This window comes from Reinekea sp. (assembly GCF_046710285.1).
In the GTDB taxonomy this organism is placed as follows: Bacteria; Pseudomonadota; Gammaproteobacteria; order Pseudomonadales; family Natronospirillaceae; genus Reinekea.
On record NZ_JBKEGY010000034.1, the window covers coordinates 1 to 16,943 of the forward strand.

Annotated in this window: 16 protein-coding genes; 5 read left to right on the plus strand and 11 right to left on the minus strand. The window is 43.0% G+C overall.

All coding sequences use genetic code 11. The annotated features are described in order from the left end of the window. Nucleotides 1-119: 119 nt before the first annotated feature. Genes ACI882_RS16675 through zapE form a run of 3 tightly spaced genes read right to left on the minus strand, consistent with a single transcriptional unit; the run spans nucleotide 120 to nucleotide 3,138 of the window. On the minus strand, nucleotides 120-1,190 hold the full coding sequence (locus ACI882_RS16675) for a glycosyltransferase family 4 protein (protein WP_411745744.1): 1,071 nt from the start codon (nucleotides 1,188-1,190) through the stop codon (nucleotides 120-122). Further along, on the minus strand, nucleotides 1,190-2,038 hold the full coding sequence (locus ACI882_RS16680) for a glycosyltransferase family 2 protein (RefSeq protein WP_411745743.1): 849 nt from the start codon (nucleotides 2,036-2,038) through the stop codon (nucleotides 1,190-1,192). The genes ACI882_RS16675 and ACI882_RS16680 overlap by 1 nt, the downstream gene beginning before the upstream one ends. Further along, nucleotides 2,035-3,138 carry a cell division protein ZapE gene (gene zapE / locus ACI882_RS16685; protein WP_411745742.1) on the minus strand — a complete coding sequence of 368 codons (1,104 nt, stop codon included), beginning with the start codon at nucleotides 3,136-3,138 and terminating at the stop codon, nucleotides 2,035-2,037. The genes ACI882_RS16680 and zapE overlap by 4 nt, the downstream gene beginning before the upstream one ends. A 150-nt stretch (nucleotides 3,139-3,288) precedes the next feature. On the opposite strand from zapE, the gene ACI882_RS16690 reads away from it, so the two are divergent. From ACI882_RS16690 to cysN, 3 genes are all read left to right on the plus strand, one after another. Beyond that, nucleotides 3,289-3,762, plus strand: coding sequence for a YhcB family protein (locus ACI882_RS16690; protein WP_411745741.1), 474 nt, complete (start codon nucleotides 3,289-3,291; stop codon nucleotides 3,760-3,762). A 172-nt stretch (nucleotides 3,763-3,934) separates the two neighbouring features. After that, nucleotides 3,935-4,843 (plus strand): sulfate adenylyltransferase subunit CysD, encoded by a 909-nt coding sequence (gene cysD / locus ACI882_RS16695; protein WP_411745740.1) that lies wholly within the window; start codon nucleotides 3,935-3,937, stop codon nucleotides 4,841-4,843. 18 nt (nucleotides 4,844-4,861) lie between these two features. Continuing rightward, nucleotides 4,862-6,487, plus strand: a complete 1,626-nt coding sequence (gene cysN / locus ACI882_RS16700) for a sulfate adenylyltransferase subunit CysN (protein ID WP_411746639.1) — start codon at nucleotides 4,862-4,864, stop codon at nucleotides 6,485-6,487. 87 nt (nucleotides 6,488-6,574) lie between these two features. Here the strand turns inward: cysN and ACI882_RS16705 are convergent, their stop codons facing one another. Next, entirely contained in the window at nucleotides 6,575-7,324 is a 750-nt protein-coding gene (locus ACI882_RS16705; protein WP_411745169.1) for a Nif3-like dinuclear metal center hexameric protein, read from the minus strand. A gap of 36 nt (nucleotides 7,325-7,360) precedes the next feature. Between ACI882_RS16705 and ACI882_RS16710 the strand changes: the two genes are divergently transcribed. Further along, nucleotides 7,361-8,404 carry a S1C family serine protease gene (locus tag ACI882_RS16710; RefSeq protein WP_411745168.1) on the plus strand — a complete coding sequence of 348 codons (1,044 nt, stop codon included), beginning with the start codon at nucleotides 7,361-7,363 and terminating at the stop codon, nucleotides 8,402-8,404. 9 nt (nucleotides 8,405-8,413) lie between these two features. Here ACI882_RS16710 and malZ read toward each other — a convergent pair whose 3' ends face one another. The 7 genes from malZ to ACI882_RS16745 all read right to left on the minus strand — a co-directional run bounded on the left by malZ (nucleotide 8,414) and on the right by ACI882_RS16745 (nucleotide 15,821). Continuing rightward, the gene (gene malZ / locus ACI882_RS16715; protein ID WP_411745167.1) at nucleotides 8,414-10,216 is read right to left on the minus strand and encodes a maltodextrin glucosidase; all 1,803 of its coding nucleotides are present in this window, start codon (nucleotides 10,214-10,216) and stop codon (nucleotides 8,414-8,416) included. A gap of 174 nt (nucleotides 10,217-10,390) precedes the next feature. After that, the gene (gene hisC / locus ACI882_RS16720; RefSeq protein WP_411745166.1) at nucleotides 10,391-11,443 is read right to left on the minus strand and encodes a histidinol-phosphate transaminase; all 1,053 of its coding nucleotides are present in this window, start codon (nucleotides 11,441-11,443) and stop codon (nucleotides 10,391-10,393) included. A gap of 18 nt (nucleotides 11,444-11,461) precedes the next feature. Next, complete coding sequence (gene hisD, locus ACI882_RS16725) at nucleotides 11,462-12,769, minus strand: histidinol dehydrogenase (protein ID WP_411745165.1); 1,308 nt, start codon at nucleotides 12,767-12,769, stop codon at nucleotides 11,462-11,464. Further along, nucleotides 12,766-13,425, minus strand: coding sequence for an ATP phosphoribosyltransferase (gene hisG / locus ACI882_RS16730; protein WP_411745164.1), 660 nt, complete (start codon nucleotides 13,423-13,425; stop codon nucleotides 12,766-12,768). The genes hisD and hisG overlap by 4 nt, the downstream gene beginning before the upstream one ends. 55 nt (nucleotides 13,426-13,480) lie before the next feature. After that, nucleotides 13,481-14,752, minus strand: a complete 1,272-nt coding sequence (gene murA / locus ACI882_RS16735; protein ID WP_411745163.1) for a UDP-N-acetylglucosamine 1-carboxyvinyltransferase — start codon at nucleotides 14,750-14,752, stop codon at nucleotides 13,481-13,483. Between the two features lie 13 nt (nucleotides 14,753-14,765). Continuing rightward, complete coding sequence (locus ACI882_RS16740; RefSeq protein WP_411745162.1) at nucleotides 14,766-14,993, minus strand: BolA family protein; 228 nt, start codon at nucleotides 14,991-14,993, stop codon at nucleotides 14,766-14,768. A 174-nt stretch (nucleotides 14,994-15,167) separates the two neighbouring features. Next, entirely contained in the window at nucleotides 15,168-15,821 is a 654-nt protein-coding gene (locus tag ACI882_RS16745) for a phospholipid-binding protein MlaC (protein ID WP_411745161.1), read from the minus strand. 165 nt (nucleotides 15,822-15,986) lie between these two features. On the opposite strand from ACI882_RS16745, the gene ACI882_RS16750 reads away from it, so the two are divergent. Beyond that, nucleotides 15,987-16,940 (plus strand): calcium/sodium antiporter, encoded by a 954-nt coding sequence (locus ACI882_RS16750; RefSeq protein ID WP_411746638.1) that lies wholly within the window; start codon nucleotides 15,987-15,989, stop codon nucleotides 16,938-16,940. Nucleotides 16,941-16,943: the final 3 nt, after the last annotated feature.

Below are 16,943 nucleotides of genomic sequence, written 5' to 3' on the forward strand. Positions count from 1 at the left end.
AGAATCAATTCCTTACTGAGCCAACCGCTACTTCGTTGAGGCCATCTATCTGATCTCTTCCCGATGCAGCGGAGGCGCATTATAGGGAGGTTTTCAGCTCAGTCAACAGGAAATTCAAATTAATTATTTAAAAGCTGCATTGAGCGATAGAACCCTAATAAGCTGGCTGCTTCTCGCTCTACTGTATAACCCTTCAAAACTAGGTTTTTTCCAGCGATGCCCATTGCCCTCCGCAAATACTCATTACTCATCAGCTCTTGAAGAGAAGTAACTAGAGCAGCTAAATCACCAACATCAATCAATCGACCTAGTTCGTCACTAGTTATAATATCAGGCCATGCACCTGCTCTTGTCGCCACCACTGGCTTAGAGAGGGCCAGCGCTTCTAGCACGGTTAATCCAAAGCCTTCATTTCGACTCAAGGCGACCGCAATATCTATAGCATTAAAATAAAAAGGAAGCTCCGAAAAGTCGACTTTATCTGTAAACAGCACTCGAGACTCTAAACCCCTTTCGCGCAGTTTCTCTATCAATGACTTGTGAAAAGCCGTCTGTTCGGTCGTAATCTCACCAACTATTACCACTCCCCATTCTGGGTTTGCAGGTAACAGTGATAGGGCAGCATCGACTAATAGATCCACCCCTTTCTGCTCTCTTACACGCCCGAACATTCCAATATTAAACTTACCGGGTAGCGCAAGCGGCTTCGATTTATTAAGAGGTAGGTCGGTAAAAAATGCAGTGTCTATCCCATGAGCAATAATGATGTCTGGTCTGGTTGGCATATAAGAGGCAGCTGCACTACATGTCGAAATCAATCCATCCATTTTCGACATTAAAAACCTAGTAATCCATGTTTTTTTTCGCTGAGCAGTGGAAGTGAAAACGATTTTAAACTTACAACGGAATACACGCTTCAAGACGAGAGCTTGCAACATCTCATTATTACGGCGAGCGTGAAACACTCTATACTTTCCTGAGCGCAAAGGGCTTCTGCAGCGAACAATAATCTCTCGCCAGCCCCATACTAGAGCGCCTTTAGGAAGATGATGTTTACCAAAGACAGCCACGGGTGTTGACTTCGACATTTCATGCAACACTTGAAGCATCGTACTTGTCACACCTGAAAAACGGCGGTTCGAATTACCTAATATAAACTCTACTTCTTGAGTATCATCGGCGATTTTCATTAATCTACCTTCTGACTCGATGATTTTAAAATTCCAAACTCGGTCCAAGCCTCTTTATTTTCTACTACATTTTTTCGTATGGCTGCATTAATCTTCCAAGTCTCAGGTTTAGAGTAACCCCGTGGATGATCTAAATGTAAACAAATGGCGCTATACCGAATTTGCTTCGGCTTAATGCCTGCATTAACAAGCCTCTCGCCTAACTCTCGATCTAAACCGCCATACTGCATGCGCTCATCAAAACCATTAACTGCCTTTATGTCAGCTATCCAACCCGAACTATTCATTCCATTCCATGAAGCTTTAGTTGGTGTAAGGTTATTCATAAACTTAACAAACAGTGGCTGGTTAACAAGTTTCAAAAGCTTATGGCTTTTAGGCTGACCCAATGCAACTAAACAACTGCGATCAAAAATTGATTGGTCAATGATTTGTTTGGGGCTGATATTTTCTGATACTGGTGTCGTCAGTTTAATGTAACCACCGGACAAAAACGTATTGGGGTAGGCGAACTGCCGATGAACCCGAATGAAATCGGCTCTCGGAATACAATCGCCATCTGTAAAGATCAGGTAGTCACAATCAGTTTGCGCTATGACTTTATTGAGAATGATCGTCTTACGAAAACCTTCATCTTCGTGCCAATAATGCTCAATTTTAAGCCGCTTACGGACTTTAAACTCATTTAAAAGATCTTCTGTATCTTTGGTTGACCCATCATCAGCAATGAGCACCGTAAAATCTACATCAAGCTGAGCTTCGTATCCCAATAGAACCTTCCTCAACCATTCAGGAGAGTTATATGTAGTAATTACCACGCCTATACGTTGAGGTTCTAGTATTTTCAAGCTTTATGCTCCGCTTCCAAGTATTCCTCAGACTGCATCTCTAGCAGCCTACTTACCGTGCGCCTAAATTCGAATGACAGCTTCCCCGCCTCATAAATATCGTTAATTGGCTTTTCTGCTGTCATTAATAGCTTAACATTACGGTCATAAAACTCATCGACCATATTAATGAAACGACGCGCTGAATCATCATTTTTGCCATTAAAAACGGGCACATTGCTTAAAAGCACGGCATGAAAGCACTGTGCAATTTCAATATAGTCGTTTTGTGACCTTGGACCGTTACAGAGGTCATTAAACTCAAACCAGACAACGTCATCATTCATGCGTCGCGTCATAATCTTTCTGCCTAAAACATCCAATGGCTTTTGCTCTGTCGCCTGCTCTAGGTCTGGGGCTAGACGCTCGAAGCTGTCTTGGAGGTTTTTCTCAGCTGCACTATCTAACGGCGAATGGAATATTTCTACCTGTTTTAGCGTGCGTAGGCGGTAATCTGTCCCACCATCAACATTTAATATATCGGTATGTTGCTCTAGTAGCTCAATTGCAGGCATAAATAATTTACGCTGCAAACCATTCCTATATAGGTCTTTTGGCTCAATATTTGAAGTTGCAATCAATGTCACTCCTTCATCAAATAGAGTCTTTAATAAATTGGCTAGAATCATAGCATCGCCGATATCACTCACAAAAAACTCATCAAAACAAAGCACATGGGCCTCTTGAGCGATCTCTTTAGCAACCAATATTAACGGATTCTTTTTGCCTTTATGGGTCTCAAGCCCCAAGTGTACTCGACGCATGAAGTGGTGAAAGTGCAGTCGTCGCTTGCTTTCAAACGGAATCGCATCAAAGAACGTATCCATTAGGTAGGTTTTACCACGCCCTACTCCACCCCAAAAATAAAGGCCTTTCACTTTTGAACGCGACTTTCCGCTTTTTTTGGCAAACCTGCCAATCACTGACTTTTCTTTCTGATGACGATGAACCAAGCCTTCATAGACTTTTTGTAATGCCTTAACAGCCATTTCCTGAGATGGGTCGTAACTAAAGCCTTCTTTAGTTAGATCTGCCTGATATCGCTCCCATGGGGTATTCATTCATCGCTCCAAATAATTGACAGGCGGATTGTACCGCCTCGCTAATGACAATCAATGACCAAACGGAATAAATGTTTAGTTAGCAATAAGCATGAGAATCTTTGCTACAGTCGCTATACTGATCTAAATAACGCAAATTAGGGAGTTACTATGTTGGAATTACAATGGTCAACATTAGCAGCGGTGATTATTGCTGCGCTGATCGTCGGCTCATTATTAGGTCGGTTGTTCCTAAAAAAGGACGGACAAGATCGATCAAGTTTGCGACGTCAGCTAGATGAAATCAAACAGCAACACCAAAACTATGAAGTCAGTGTGACCGAGCATTTCAGCCGCACCACTGAATTAATTGAACAGTTAAGCCATAACTATGCTCAAATCCAAGATCATTTAAGCCATGGTGCTGAAAAATTCATTAACCCTGAATATAGACTTGAGTCCGCTAGAACGAGCCAAACATCACTTGAAGAATTAACCCCAACAGCAAAATCTAGCACAGAAGAAGCCTTCAGACCGATGGACTACGCTCCAAAGCAGCCAGATCAAGAAGGCACTTTATCAGAAACCTATGGCCTTAAACGCAGTGACTTTGAAGCGGACTCTGCGGAAAACGAAGCTAAATAGTCCTTTGAAGTTTGATAAAAAAATGGCAGATAGATAATCCCCTGCCATTTCACTCTCCTAGCCTTATCTCTTATTCGAAATAGACATATAACTAAATACTCTTATAACTATAATTAATTTAGTCGCAAGCTTTGGTATAGTTCTTCTATCGACACATTAGATGAGCATTTCCATGACGAGTTCCAATTTCACCCATTTAAAGCAACTGGAAGCCGAGAGCATCCATATTATCCGCGAAGTCGTTGCTGAGTTTGATAACCCTGTCATGCTCTATTCCATCGGTAAAGACTCCGCCGTAATGCTGCATTTAGCTCGCAAAGCATTCTTCCCAGGTAAGCTGCCATTCAAACTCCTACACGTTGATACTGACTGGAAGTTTAAAGAGATGATCGAATTTCGAGATCAAATGGCTGAGAAATATGATCTTGATATTTTGGTTCATAAGAACCCTGATGGATTAGAGCAAAAGATCAATCCGTTTACCGACGGCAGTGCCAAACACACTGACATTATGAAAACCCAGGGCCTCAAACAAGCTCTAAACCAGTATGGCTTCGATGCCGCCTTCGGAGGCGCACGACGCGATGAAGAAAAGTCACGAGCGAAAGAACGGGTCTACTCCTTTAGAGATCGCAATCACCGCTGGGATCCAAAAAACCAACGCCCTGAATTATGGAATATTTATAATGCTCGCATAAACCGAGGTGAGTCGATTCGTGTATTCCCATTATCTAACTGGACCGAGCTCGACATATGGCAATATATCCACTTAGAAAGCATCGATATTGTACCGCTCTATTTCGCTGATAAACGACCTGTTGTAGAGCGCGATGGCATGCTCATTAACGTCAACGATGACCGTATGGTACTTCAAGAAGGCGAAAAAATAGAATACCGAAATGTTCGCTTTAGAACGCTGGGTTGTTACCCACTAACTGGCGCAGTTGAGTCTAACGCAACAACGCTACCTGAAATTATCCAAGAAATGTTATTGACCACCACGAGTGAACGACAAGGCCGCGCCATAGACCATGATTCATCTGGCTCTATGGAAAAGAAGAAACAAGAAGGCTATTTCTAGGATTACGGAGCTATACATATGTCACACCAATCAGAATTAATTTCCAGCGATATTGATGCCTACCTTGAGCAGCATCAACAAAAAGAATTATTGCGTTTTTTAACCTGCGGCAGCGTAGATGACGGAAAATCAACTTTAATTGGCCGTCTACTGCATGATTCAAAAATGATTTATGAAGATCAACTAGCGGCGATCGAAAAGGATAGCAAAAAGTCAGGCACCACTGGCGAAAAAATAGATCTTGCGTTATTAGTCGATGGCTTAGCCGCCGAACGAGAGCAAGGCATTACTATTGATGTTGCTTATCGATACTTTTCGACCAGTCGGCGTAAATTTATTATTGGTGATACACCTGGCCACGAACAGTACACTCGAAATATGGCGACGGGGGCCTCAACCTGTGATTTAGCCATAATTTTAGTTGATGCTCGGCACGGCGTAATGACACAAACGCGCCGCCACAGTTTTATTGCTCATTTACTTGGGTTGAAACACGTTATTGTAGCCATCAATAAGATGGATTTGGTCAAATACAGTGAAACTCGCTATCAAGAAATTCGCGAAGACTACCAAAGTTTTTCAAAACAGCTTTCCATCCCCGATATTCGTTTTGTACCTATTTCAGCATTGGAAGGCGATAATGTTGTATCCAAGAGTGAAAACATGCCTTGGTTTACAGAGCAACCATTGATGGAACTGCTCGAAACAATAGAAATTGCCGCGGATGATTCTAACACCCATTTTCGTTTTCCCGTTCAATATGTGAACCGCCCAAATTTGAACTTTCGAGGCTTCGCAGGGACTATCGCTGGCGGCACTGTGAACGTCGGTGATTCATTAACCGTGCTCCCGAGCGGCCAACAATCTACAGTGAAAGAAATCGTAACGTTCGATGGTAATCTACCTTCAGCCCACGTCGGTCAGGCTATCACCTTAACGCTCAACACTGAAATAGATGTGAGCCGTGGCGATACACTCGTGAAGACCAGCGATCAACCACCTATGACCGCTGACGCATTCACCGCCAAACTTGTTTGGATGGCTGATGAAAACATGTTACCGGGCAGACAATACTTTTTTAAAGTCGGTCACCAGCTCGTCGCTGGCACTGTGGTTAAAATTAATGAAACTATTGATGTAAACACCTTTGAAACATCATCGGCCGATTCACTGACTTTAAATACCATTGCAAACGTAACTGTTCAGCTTAATAAACCTGTTATTGTTGATGCATATTCAGATAACCGCCATACAGGGGCTTTTATCGTAATTGACCGTTTAACTAACGGGACTGTTGCCGCAGGTATGATCGAAGAACAAACTCAAATTGCTGCCATTCAAATGGTGACTGAGGTGGATCGTGAACGTCGATATCACCAAAAGCCAGTCACGATTGTGCTAGATGCCCAAGATGCTGCTGAGCGTGCTGTTGAACTTGAGCGAGTTTTGTTTACTCGAGGTCATGCTTGCGTCATTGTTCGCCCAGAAGATGCGTTAGCGGTTTGCCCTTATGTAGAAGCAGCAGGCCTGTTGGCGATTGTTGCTGGAAATCGCGAGCTACCCTTTGGCTTTCTTTTCAGAAACACCGCCTCTGTCGATATTATTGAAGAGCTCACTGAACAAGGAATTTTGCTACCACTTTGATCAAGGTGATTTACTTTTCAACTGCACTCGGTGGTCACCTCAACCACGACCACCGGCTATTTAACATGAGAAAGTGAAGGAGCACTGTTAAACGGGTATAGGTAAGTCAATAAACTGCACATCAACATTAAATTGCTGAGCAAGATGAGCACCCAATGCTCTAACACCCCCTCGCTCAGTCGCATGATGTCCTGCAGCAAAATAATGCACGCCACTTTCTAAGGCTAAATGAACGGTTCGCTCAGAAATTTCACCGCTGACAAACGCATCAACCCCCGCATCAATGGCCCGTTCCAGCTCATCTTGAGCCGCACCTGTACACCAAGCAACGGTCTCAATCTCGTCATTCTGCTCACCGATATGTTGCACATCATAATCCAGTGCTTCAGAAAGCTTCCTTTGCAATGTCGCGCCGGTTTCCATGCCATCTACCCGGCCATACAGTGCCAACGATTTAGGTAGATTCCCACTAATATTCCAGCCTAACTCATTTGCCAACTGCACGTTATTGCCTAAAGTTTCGTGTGCATCTAGCGGTAGGTGATAAGCAAACAGGTTAATGTCGTGCTCTAACAAGGTAGCAATACGGCTGCGTTTAATACCAGCAATAGCTTGGTTTTCGCCTTTCCAAAAATATCCATGATGCACCAAAATAGCTTGGGCATTATGAGCAATGGCCTCATCTATTAGCCGCTGACTGGCTGTCACACCCGTAACGATACGCTCGATAGTCAGCGAGCCCTCTATCTGTAATCCGTTTGGGCAATAATCGTTAAATTGATCAACTTTAAGTAGGTTCGATAAATAAGCGTCTAGATCCAATCGTGAGACAGCCATGATACACTCCTTTAAAATCTGAATTTTTAACAGTGTATGCAAATTTTCAACAATCACAAAGAATGGATTTACTCTGCCACCATTGGTTTGGTCATCGCCGCTGTGTTGATCGGCTTCAATGTGCTGCCTGCTAATGAAAGCTCTTCAAAAGGTTATTCCTCAAGCCTTGATAAAGTTCGACCTTATGTTGTCAGCATTTACTCAAAAACTTCAAATTCAAATGCTGGTAACCCGTTACTGAATGATCCTCTCATATCAAAGTACATCAGTAATCAACAGCAAACCAGCTTAGGATCTGGAATACTGTTAGGCCAAGAAGGTCTAGTAGTCACCAATGCACATGTAATTGACCGCGCATCGAGCATCATTATCCAAACCCATGATGGCCAACGAGCTCCCGCTTTATATTACTGGGTCGACCCAGATTCAGATATCGCCCTGATAAAAACGGCAATTGAGATAACCCCAACTCTGCCCCTTTCTTCAATGGAGGAGGTAAAAGTAGGTGATTTTGCCTTTACTATCGGCAATCCATTTGGCGTAGGCCAAAGTGTTTCAATGGGTATTATCTCTGCAACGGGTCGGCTTAGACCTAACTTGACTAATTTAACCGATTTTATTCAGACCGATGCGGCCATAAACCCAGGTAACAGTGGCGGTGCTTTGGTGAATAGCTTTGGGCAAGTTATCGGTATGAACTCCGCAATTGTATCTTCTACCGGTGGCACTCAAGGCATAGGTTTCGCCATTCCAATACAGTATGTCATCGCCAGAGCAATGCAGCTAAAGCAACAACCATTCAACGTAAACGGCTTTATCGGGATCGATGTCATTGAAGTTCTAGAGCAATCAGTCGTAGCCATTCAAATTGTTTCGGTACTACCTAACAGCTCTGCTGATTTGGCTGGCCTCAAAGTAAATGACGAAATCATCGCCATTAATGGACAGCCATTCACTAACCGACAAGACATCATTCAATATATTCAACGGCTTCCCGCCGAAACAATTGTGACATTTAACGTAAAAAGAAATAATGAACTACTGAGCTACCCTGTAGTTATTCAAACAAAGCAGCCCTAGTGTTTTTAGTTACTCCGCGATAAGCGACCATGCTTGTACTGTTTCTGCAGGTAAATTGACCGATGCCTGTCCATCACTTTCCGATAAATCGTGATCAGCAACTAATTTTTGCCAGCTGCCCTGCATAGGAACCAATAGCGGAAACTCGATGTTTACCTGGGTCCCCCTATTTACGGCTACCAGGACAATTTGCTGATCTAAAATTCGAGCAAACACAAAACAATGTTCATCTGCATGCACGTCTAGAATGGCTCCCGCCTGTAAAACTGGAAGTTCTTTGCGCAATTTTATCCATTGTTGAGTAAAAGCAAATAAGTCTTTATCCCATTCTTGCTCATCCCAAGGAAAAGTTCGACGACAATCAGGATCTGTCTGACCTTCTAAACCAATCTCAGTTGCGTAATATAGGCAAGGTGTTCCGATATAGCTCATTAGTAACGCAATGGCCATTTTCATGCGCTGTTTATTGCCGTGTAACATCGTTATAAAGCGTGCTGTATCGTGACTATCAAGCTGGTTAAACTGCATAAGCTGGTGCGAAAATGATACCCTAGCTCGCGCATCGCGCAACCATTTTGAAAACTCTACTGCACTGATCTTTATTGGGTCCCCGGCAATGTCTAAATTGGCCAAAAACGCCCTAACAGGATGAGCAAAACCAAAATAGTTCATGGCACAATCTTCTTGGTCACCTTGCAACCAGTCGGAGGCTTCAAAGAAATGTTCTCCCAATAACATTGCATTTGGCTTTTCTTGTTTAATCGTCTTACGAAGGAGTTTTAAGTAATGAGAGTTATTTCGCGCTCCAACACCTTCACCAAGCATATGCACAACATCCATTCGCCAGCCATCAATACTATATGGCGGCTGCAGCCAATGGCGTATAACCGAATCAGAGCCAGTGATAAAATCTGATAAGTTCTGTTGGTAACTGAAATCTAACACAGGCAAAGTTCTACTGCCCTTCCACGTTTCGACATCACCTTTAGCATTGAAAATAAAGCGTGACCGATCTTCTTCATTGCCTGCCAAGGCAGATTTAAACCAAGGGTGGGCTAAACTTGTGTGGTTAATGACGGCATCTAAAACTAAGCGCATTTTTTTTGCTTTCATCTTGCTGATTAAAGACACTAAAGCTTGGTTACCGCCGAAGTGCGCATCAACATTGTAATAATCAACCGTGTCGTATTTGTGGTTACTTTGCGAGCTAAAAACAGGGTTCAAATAAATGGCAGTAATACCTAGCCGGTCATATAAGTAATCAAGCTTCGATTCAATACCTGGTAAATCACCTCCGAAAAACTCAAAGCCGCCTGTACTTGATTCAGGTGCATCACCCCATTGCTTTACGACAATATCTTTTCGGCCCAAATATTTATATTCACCCTCTACAGGTGTTAGTGATGGATCGCCATTCGCAAAGCGTTCTGGAAATATCTGATAAAAAACTTGTGAAATTGACCAGTCAGGCATTTGTCGGTCATGAGCATATCGAAACATCTGTATATTTCTTGGAATGTGTTGTTCGATGCCAATTGCAGAAAGCCACTTACTGTCTTCTTTCCAGAGCATCTTAAAAAGGTACAGTGTTTGATCGACATGTCCGCTTTTGTCTACCGTCGCTTCATAAAACAACCAGCCATTTTGCACTTGGCTCAGCTGCATTGGAACAAGATACTCTTCATTATCTGGCTCAATGCGCGCATATACACTTACCGGTTGCTCGCCGTAAATAGCCAGTTTTAACCAGAGTTTGTCGCCTAAGTCTTCGAAATAGCCGGGAATCGCTTGATGAAATGCAAAATTGTCCAATGTTGACCTCAAAAGGTTATGAACCTGATAAATTCTGAGATATGAGCTTTCCGTTAAGGGCCCATAATAGTTATGAGGACAATTTATACAAAGGAAGTCGTTCTGACGAGTTGAATTAGCGTGAGGGTCTAACAATACTGCCAGCGGGAACTGGCAGTATGTAATTTATTAATCTTATGATTCAGTCAAGGCATCGATGAGCATAGTCATCTCATCTCGGGTACCTATTGATATCCGTAAATAATCGCTCAACCCTGGTTTCTTGAAAAACCGAACGATAATCCCTTTAGCGCGTAGTTCATTAAAAACACTTTGAGCGCCTTTGTGACTTGGTTTAGCAAACAAAAAGTTAGTCTTACTGGGTAAGATTGAGAAACCTAACTTAGTCAATTGTTCAATGGTCCATTCACGAGTCGCCATAATTTTATTACAACATTCGACAAAGTAAGCTTCGTCTTCAAATGCTGCGATAGCTGCAACTTCAGCTAATCTATCCAACGGGTATGAATTGAATGAGTTCTTAACTCGATCAAGTGCCTCAATTAAGTGTACTTGCCCCATAGCATAACCAACTCGTAAACCAGCAAGTGACCTAGACTTAGATAAGGTTTGTACGATCAATAAATTATCATACTCATTGATTAGGCAAACCGCACTCTCTCCACCAAAATCAATATAGGCTTCATCAATAATAACCACTGATTCTGTATTTGCCTCGACCAACGAACGAATATCATCGAGTGATAAATAGATTCCGGTAGGTGCATTAGGGTTTGGTAAAATAACCCCGCCATTAGGCTGGTCAAATGCTGAAATATCGATGGTAAAGTCTTTATTCAGTGCTGGTGTCTTGGTTTCAATGCCAAACAGGTTCGCATAAACTGGATAAAAACTGTAGCTCACGTCAGGGAACAAAATAGGCTGTGGTTGCTTGAAAAATGCGACAAAACTATGTGCAAGCACTTCATCTGAACCGTTGCCGACAAATACCTGATCACTTGCTAGTTGGTAGTATTCCGCGATTGTTTTTTTCAGGCGGCTTGAATCTGGATCAGGGTAAAGTCGCAAAGCTAGTATTTCATTATCCGAAATAGCTTGGCGCACTCTGGGTGATGGCGGAAAAGGGTTTTCATTTGTGTTCAACTTAACCAAGTTTTGACCCTTGGGTTGCTCGCCGGGCACATATGGGTCTAACTCACGTACCAAAGGGCTCCAAAAAGTAGACATCGCCTTTATCATTCCTAGTTATGGTTTTATTATTCTCATTTCCGCACTGCGGGCATGAGCAGTCAACTCCTCCCCACGCGCCAATACCGATACAACCTTGCCTAACTCACTTGCTGCAGAAGCACTCGCACCTATAATAGAACTGCGCTTTTGAAAATCATAAACGCCGAGTGGGCTAAAAAATCGAGCGGTACCACTGGTGGGTAAAACATGGTTCGGCCCCGCGCAATAATCACCTAAGGCTTCAGACGTATGGCGACCCAAGAAAATAGCGCCAGCATGCCTAATGTCCGGTAGCCAAGATTCCGGTGATTCAATTGATAGCTCTAAATGCTCAGGCGCTATTTTATTAATCAATTCTTTAGCATTTTCAATTTGTTCAACATGGATAAGAACACCGCGATCGTTTAGCGATTGGATTATCGTCTCGTTTCGCTCCATTGTTGGTAGCAACTTTTCTATTGAGGCTTCAACATCTGCTAAAAACTGAGCATCTTGTGAGATTAAAATAGCTTGTGCATCGTGGGAATGCTCAGCTTGGGAAAATAGATCCATGGCAATCCAATCAGGATTGGTTTTGCCATCGCAAATGACTAAAATTTCACTCGGACCCGCAATCATATCAATGCCGACCTTGCCAAATACTTGTTGCTTTGCAGTGGCAACATAAGCGTTTCCAGGTCCAACTATTTTATCGACGGTAGGAACCGTTTCTGTCCCAAAGGCTAATGCAGCAATGGCTTGTGCGCCACCGATTAAATACACTTTTTCGATTCCAACAACAAATGCGGCACCCAGTGTAAAGTCACTTACTTTTCCATCGGGCGCAGGCGTTGCCATAACAACTTCTTTAACACCGGCAACTTTGGCGGGCATGGCATTCATAATTACTGAGGACGCTAATGGCGCAACTCCACCAGGAACATAAATCCCTACGCGATCCATTGCCGTGACTTGCTGACCTAAAAGCACTCCAGTTTCATCGGTATAGTTCCAGCTTTCTGAAACCTGCTTTTGGTGATAGTTGTACACCCTCTCGGCAGAAATTTTTAGCGCATCTTGTTGTTCAGTGGGTAGCCTATTGAAGGCGGCTTCAATGTCTTGAGCATTTAATACCAGCTCTTGAGCGCTTTCAACGCGAAATCGGTCGAACTTTTCAGAATAAGTTAACAATGCTGCGTCGCCGTTTTTTCTTATATCGGCAATGACATCTGCGACGAGCTTTTGCATGTTGCCATCTGAGACTGTTTCCCAGGCTAACATATCATCAAGGTCGCTATCGAAATCCGAATCTTTTTGATCTAGCTTTTTGATAGTTAGCTTCATTTTTTAGCGGCTCCATTTTTTAAAACAGCCGCTTCTAACAGATCAACAATGGGTCTGATTTTAGCGTCTTTCATTTTTAATGCTAATCGACTCGCGATTAAACGACTACTGACATCGGCAATAAACTCATCAGCGACCAAGCCATTTGCGACTAGCGTATTGCCGGTGTCGACAATATCAACTATCACGTCTGCTAAATTCATGATCGGCGCTAATTCCATGCCGCCGTACAATTTAATAAGATCAACTTGCCGGCCTTGTGATGCATAATATTGTCGAGCGATATTAACAAATTTGGTAGCAACTTTTAATCGACCTGGTCCAAACTCAGCGCCTTTTAACTTACCGGTCATGAGCTTACAGCGGGCGATATTGAGATCGAGTAACTCATACATCTCTTGTGCGCCATGCTCCATCAACACATCTTTGCCGGCGACGCCTAAATCGGCGACGCCGTACTCAACATAGGTGGGTACATCAACCGCGCGGATGATAATAAAACGCACGTTTGGCTGTGTCGTTTCAAAAATTAGTTTTCGCGAGGTGTGGACATCTTCTAATGGTTCAATGCCAGCGGCTGCGAATAAAGGAAGCGTTTCTTTTAAAATTCGCCCTTTAGAAAGAGCAATGGTGATAGTGTCGGCGCTTTGTTGCATGAGATCTCTAATTCACTTTTTAAATTGGCCCTCTCCATAGCGAGAGGGCATAACATTAATTACCTGAAATTCGCTTAATGGTGGCACCTAAGCCAGCTAACTTTTCTTCGATACATTCATAACCACGATCTAGATGGTAAATTCGATCAACTAATGTTTCACCTTCTGCTACAAGACCTGCTAGCACTAATGAAGCAGATGCACGTAAGTCTGTGGCCATGACAGGCGCACCACGTAATTTCTTTTGGTCTTGCCCGGTAATAATGACCGTGTTGCCTTTGATTTTCGCTTGAGCACCCATTCGCTCTAATTCACAAATATGCATAAAGCGGTTTTCAAATACGGTTTCTTCGACCATACCTGTTCCTTGGGCAACAGCATTCAGCACGGTAAATTGCGCTTGCATATCTGTAGCGATTGCAGGGTAAGGCGCAGTGGTGATATCAACCGCTTTTAACTGCCGACCTTCCATATTAATCTCGATCCAGTCTTCACCTTGGGTGATGCCTGCACCGGCTTCTTCAAGTTTCGATATTACCGATTCTAAATGTTCTGGAACCACATCGCGCAACTTAACTATACCGCCAGCAATTGCTCCTGCAATTAAATAGGTGCCCGCTTCAATACGGTCGGGTAATACTCGATGATGTGCGGCATGAAGCGTTTCAACACCTTCAATCGTAATAGTATCTGTGCCTGCGCCCGTAATTTTGGCACCCATCGCAATTAAGCAGTTAGCCAAATCAACAATTTCAGGCTCTTTAGCTGCATTCTCAAGAACAGTCGTTCCATCTGCAAGGGTTGCCGCCATCAATAAGTTTTCTGTGCCGCCAACCGTTACGATATCAAAGAAGATTCGGGCACCCTTCAAACGACCATGAGTACGGGCACGAATATAGCCGTCGGTAACTTCAATTTCAGCCCCCATCGCCTCTAAACCACGGAGGTGTAAGTCGACAGGACGACTACCAATGGCACAACCACCTGGCAAGGAAACATTAGCCTCTCCAAAATGAGCTAACAACGGCCCCAAAACTAAAATTGAAGCGCGCATTGTTTTTACCAATTCATACGGCGCGGTGTACTCAGTAATGGTGCCAGCAGTTACTTCGACACTCATGTCTTCATTTAAAACAACACTGACACCCATGCAACCCAACAAACCAATAAGTGTGGTTATGTCATTTAGGTGCGGTAAGTTACTAAGATTAACGGTTTCTTTGGTTAACAGAGTTGCTGCTAAAATAGGCAACGCTGCGTTTTTTGCGCCAGAAATACGAACTTCACCATTTATGGTCGCACCCCCAGTAATTAGCAGTTTATCCAAAATTCTTTCCTTATCAGGCTTCTTCGGGTGTTTTAAGATCCATCGATACTGCGTGAATTTCGCCGCTCGATATGTGCTCATTTAATAAGGCATAGACCATTTGCTGACGAGGCACCGCTCTTTTACCTTCAAATAAGGCCGAGACGATAGAAATCATATATTTAGCACCTTCCCCTTCCACATGAATGTCGCTTTCTGAAAAGGTATCTAAAAGTAAGGATTTGACTTGATCAGCTGTCATTGGAACTCTCTAAAATAGGTTAATTGGCAAAAGTCAGGAATTATACGCAATGGTTGAACAAATCTAAATCAAAAGCTGCGCATTCTTATGTCAATCTTAATGAAATTGGCAGTAAATCTCACTTAACTGGATAAACTGCCTGATTTTATGCGAAACCTCTCGAATCTCTTTTCGTTATCGGAACTTAGTTGAGCTATAGGCTTCTTCAGTAATGCGCTCCCATTCAGCAATGGTGTCATCTAAGTTGCCATTGGTTTCTTTATAGATTTGCTCAAACTGGGTGCGAAAGGTTACGCCTAAGTTAATTCCATTGAAAATGGCATTTTGCATTTTCCAATCTTCTTCGTTTTGACTGTAATAAACGCTCTGCACTAGTGAATATCGAGGCCCTTCTGGAGACACTACATCCATATATACTCGTGTGTTCTTAACGGTATCCTTTTTGTCATCCTGGCTCGGTAAAACTTCAACTTGATAAGCACCAAAAGTATAGATACCCCCAGCATAGGTGTTAATCATGCTGCGCTTAAAGACTTCAAAAAATCGGATTTTCTGCTCTCGAGAAGCGTCATTATAAGCGTCTCCCATCACCCGGCGAGCGATAATGGTATAACCAATGACGGGCTCCAACACTTCCGTCACTTCATCTAAATAGGCTAAACGTGCAGACTCTCGCTGATCACCTTCATATTTTCGAACAACGGCAAGAATGGCGTTCACCCCTTCTTCTACGCTGTCTTGGGCACTTCTTGATGGCGTGAACGCGAATGACTGGCTAACGAACATCCCTAGGACCAAACTAAATATGAAACGACGTGCTAATAACATGTATATCCCCTATATCACTCTATGTGATTTCCTTTACTCTAATAGAGTAGACCTTAACCTAACGTGAAAAAAGTCACTTTTCACTTACTTTGCCGAAAGAACATTGCAATATAATGCTAAAATCCGTTAAATGCGCGCACGATTTATTTGAGGGAACCGAACAAAATGCTCACTTTTTCACTATCTATCATAGTTGGCCTAATATTTTTAGTCTGGAGTGCCGACCGCTTTGTCGCCGGCAGCGCCGCCATCGCCAACAATTTCGGAGTCCCTCACATTATCATTGGTGTCACCATCGTTTCGCTGGGTACGTCTGCACCCGAAATTATTGTTGCTATTTTTGCCTCGCTCGAAGGTAAGCCTGAATTAGCAATGGGTAACGCCATTGGCTCTAACATTGCTAATATCGGTTTAGTGCTCGGAATTACAGCCTTAGTAGCACCGATTCCAATCAGTAAACGCCTAATCTTAAATGAAAACCTCATACTCATGGTCATTACCGTGGCAGTGGGTTTTATTTTATTCAATTTCTATATTGGCCGAATTGAGTCTTCATTGCTCATTCTCGCTATGGTGATATTCTTAGGCTGGATCTATATACAAAATAAGAGCCAAAACCAATCTTCTGAATTTGAAGATGATATACCCAGCGACATGTCGAACTTAAAGGCCTTTATTTGGTTCGTAATTGGCTTAGGTGTTTTGCTGGTGAGCGCTCGTGTATTGGTTTGGGGCGCTACTGGTATTGCTAAAACTTATGGCATAAGTGATGCAATTATTGGCTCAACAATTGTCGCCGTTGGCACAAGCTTGCCTGAATTAGCAGCTTCTGTTTCATCCGCATTGAAAAAACATCATGACATCGCTATCGGTAACGTTGTGGGCTCCAACATATTCAACTTACTCGCGGTGCTTGCCGTTCCTGGCTTAATCGCACCGTCCGCTTTTGCTCCAGAACTCTTCAATAGAGACTACTTATTCATGGCTGTGATGACCATCGCATTATTCTTAGTGTTGATTATTAGAGGCAAGCAGAATGCGAACATGGGACGTTATTTGGGTGGCCTTTTTGTGCTAATGTATATGGTTTATGGTTATGTAGCATTTCAGGCGATTTAATAA

Bases quoted from the DNA above. Each gene is read 5' to 3' on its own strand.
- ACI882_RS16675 (WP_411745744.1), bottom strand. From the start codon at position 1,190: ATGAAAATCGCCGATGATACTCAAGAAGTAGAGTTTATATTAGGTAAT.
- zapE (WP_411745742.1), bottom strand. From the start codon at position 3,138: ATGAATACCCCATGGGAGCGATATCAGGCAGATCTAACTAAAGAAGGC.
- ACI882_RS16690 (WP_411745741.1), top strand. From the start codon at position 3,289: ATGTTGGAATTACAATGGTCAACATTAGCAGCGGTGATTATTGCTGCG.
- cysD (WP_411745740.1), top strand. From the start codon at position 3,935: ATGACGAGTTCCAATTTCACCCATTTAAAGCAACTGGAAGCCGAGAGC.
- cysN (WP_411746639.1), top strand. From the start codon at position 4,862: ATGTCACACCAATCAGAATTAATTTCCAGCGATATTGATGCCTACCTT.
- ACI882_RS16705 (WP_411745169.1), bottom strand. From the start codon at position 7,324: ATGGCTGTCTCACGATTGGATCTAGACGCTTATTTATCGAACCTACTT.
- ACI882_RS16710 (WP_411745168.1), top strand. From the start codon at position 7,361: ATGCAAATTTTCAACAATCACAAAGAATGGATTTACTCTGCCACCATT.
- hisC (WP_411745166.1), bottom strand. From the start codon at position 11,443: ATGTCTACTTTTTGGAGCCCTTTGGTACGTGAGTTAGACCCATATGTG.
- hisD (WP_411745165.1), bottom strand. From the start codon at position 12,769: ATGAAGCTAACTATCAAAAAGCTAGATCAAAAAGATTCGGATTTCGAT.
- hisG (WP_411745164.1), bottom strand. From the start codon at position 13,425: ATGCAACAAAGCGCCGACACTATCACCATTGCTCTTTCTAAAGGGCGA.
- ACI882_RS16740 (WP_411745162.1), bottom strand. From the start codon at position 14,993: ATGACAGCTGATCAAGTCAAATCCTTACTTTTAGATACCTTTTCAGAA.
- ACI882_RS16745 (WP_411745161.1), bottom strand. From the start codon at position 15,821: ATGTTATTAGCACGTCGTTTCATATTTAGTTTGGTCCTAGGGATGTTC.
- ACI882_RS16750 (WP_411746638.1), top strand. From the start codon at position 15,987: ATGCTCACTTTTTCACTATCTATCATAGTTGGCCTAATATTTTTAGTC.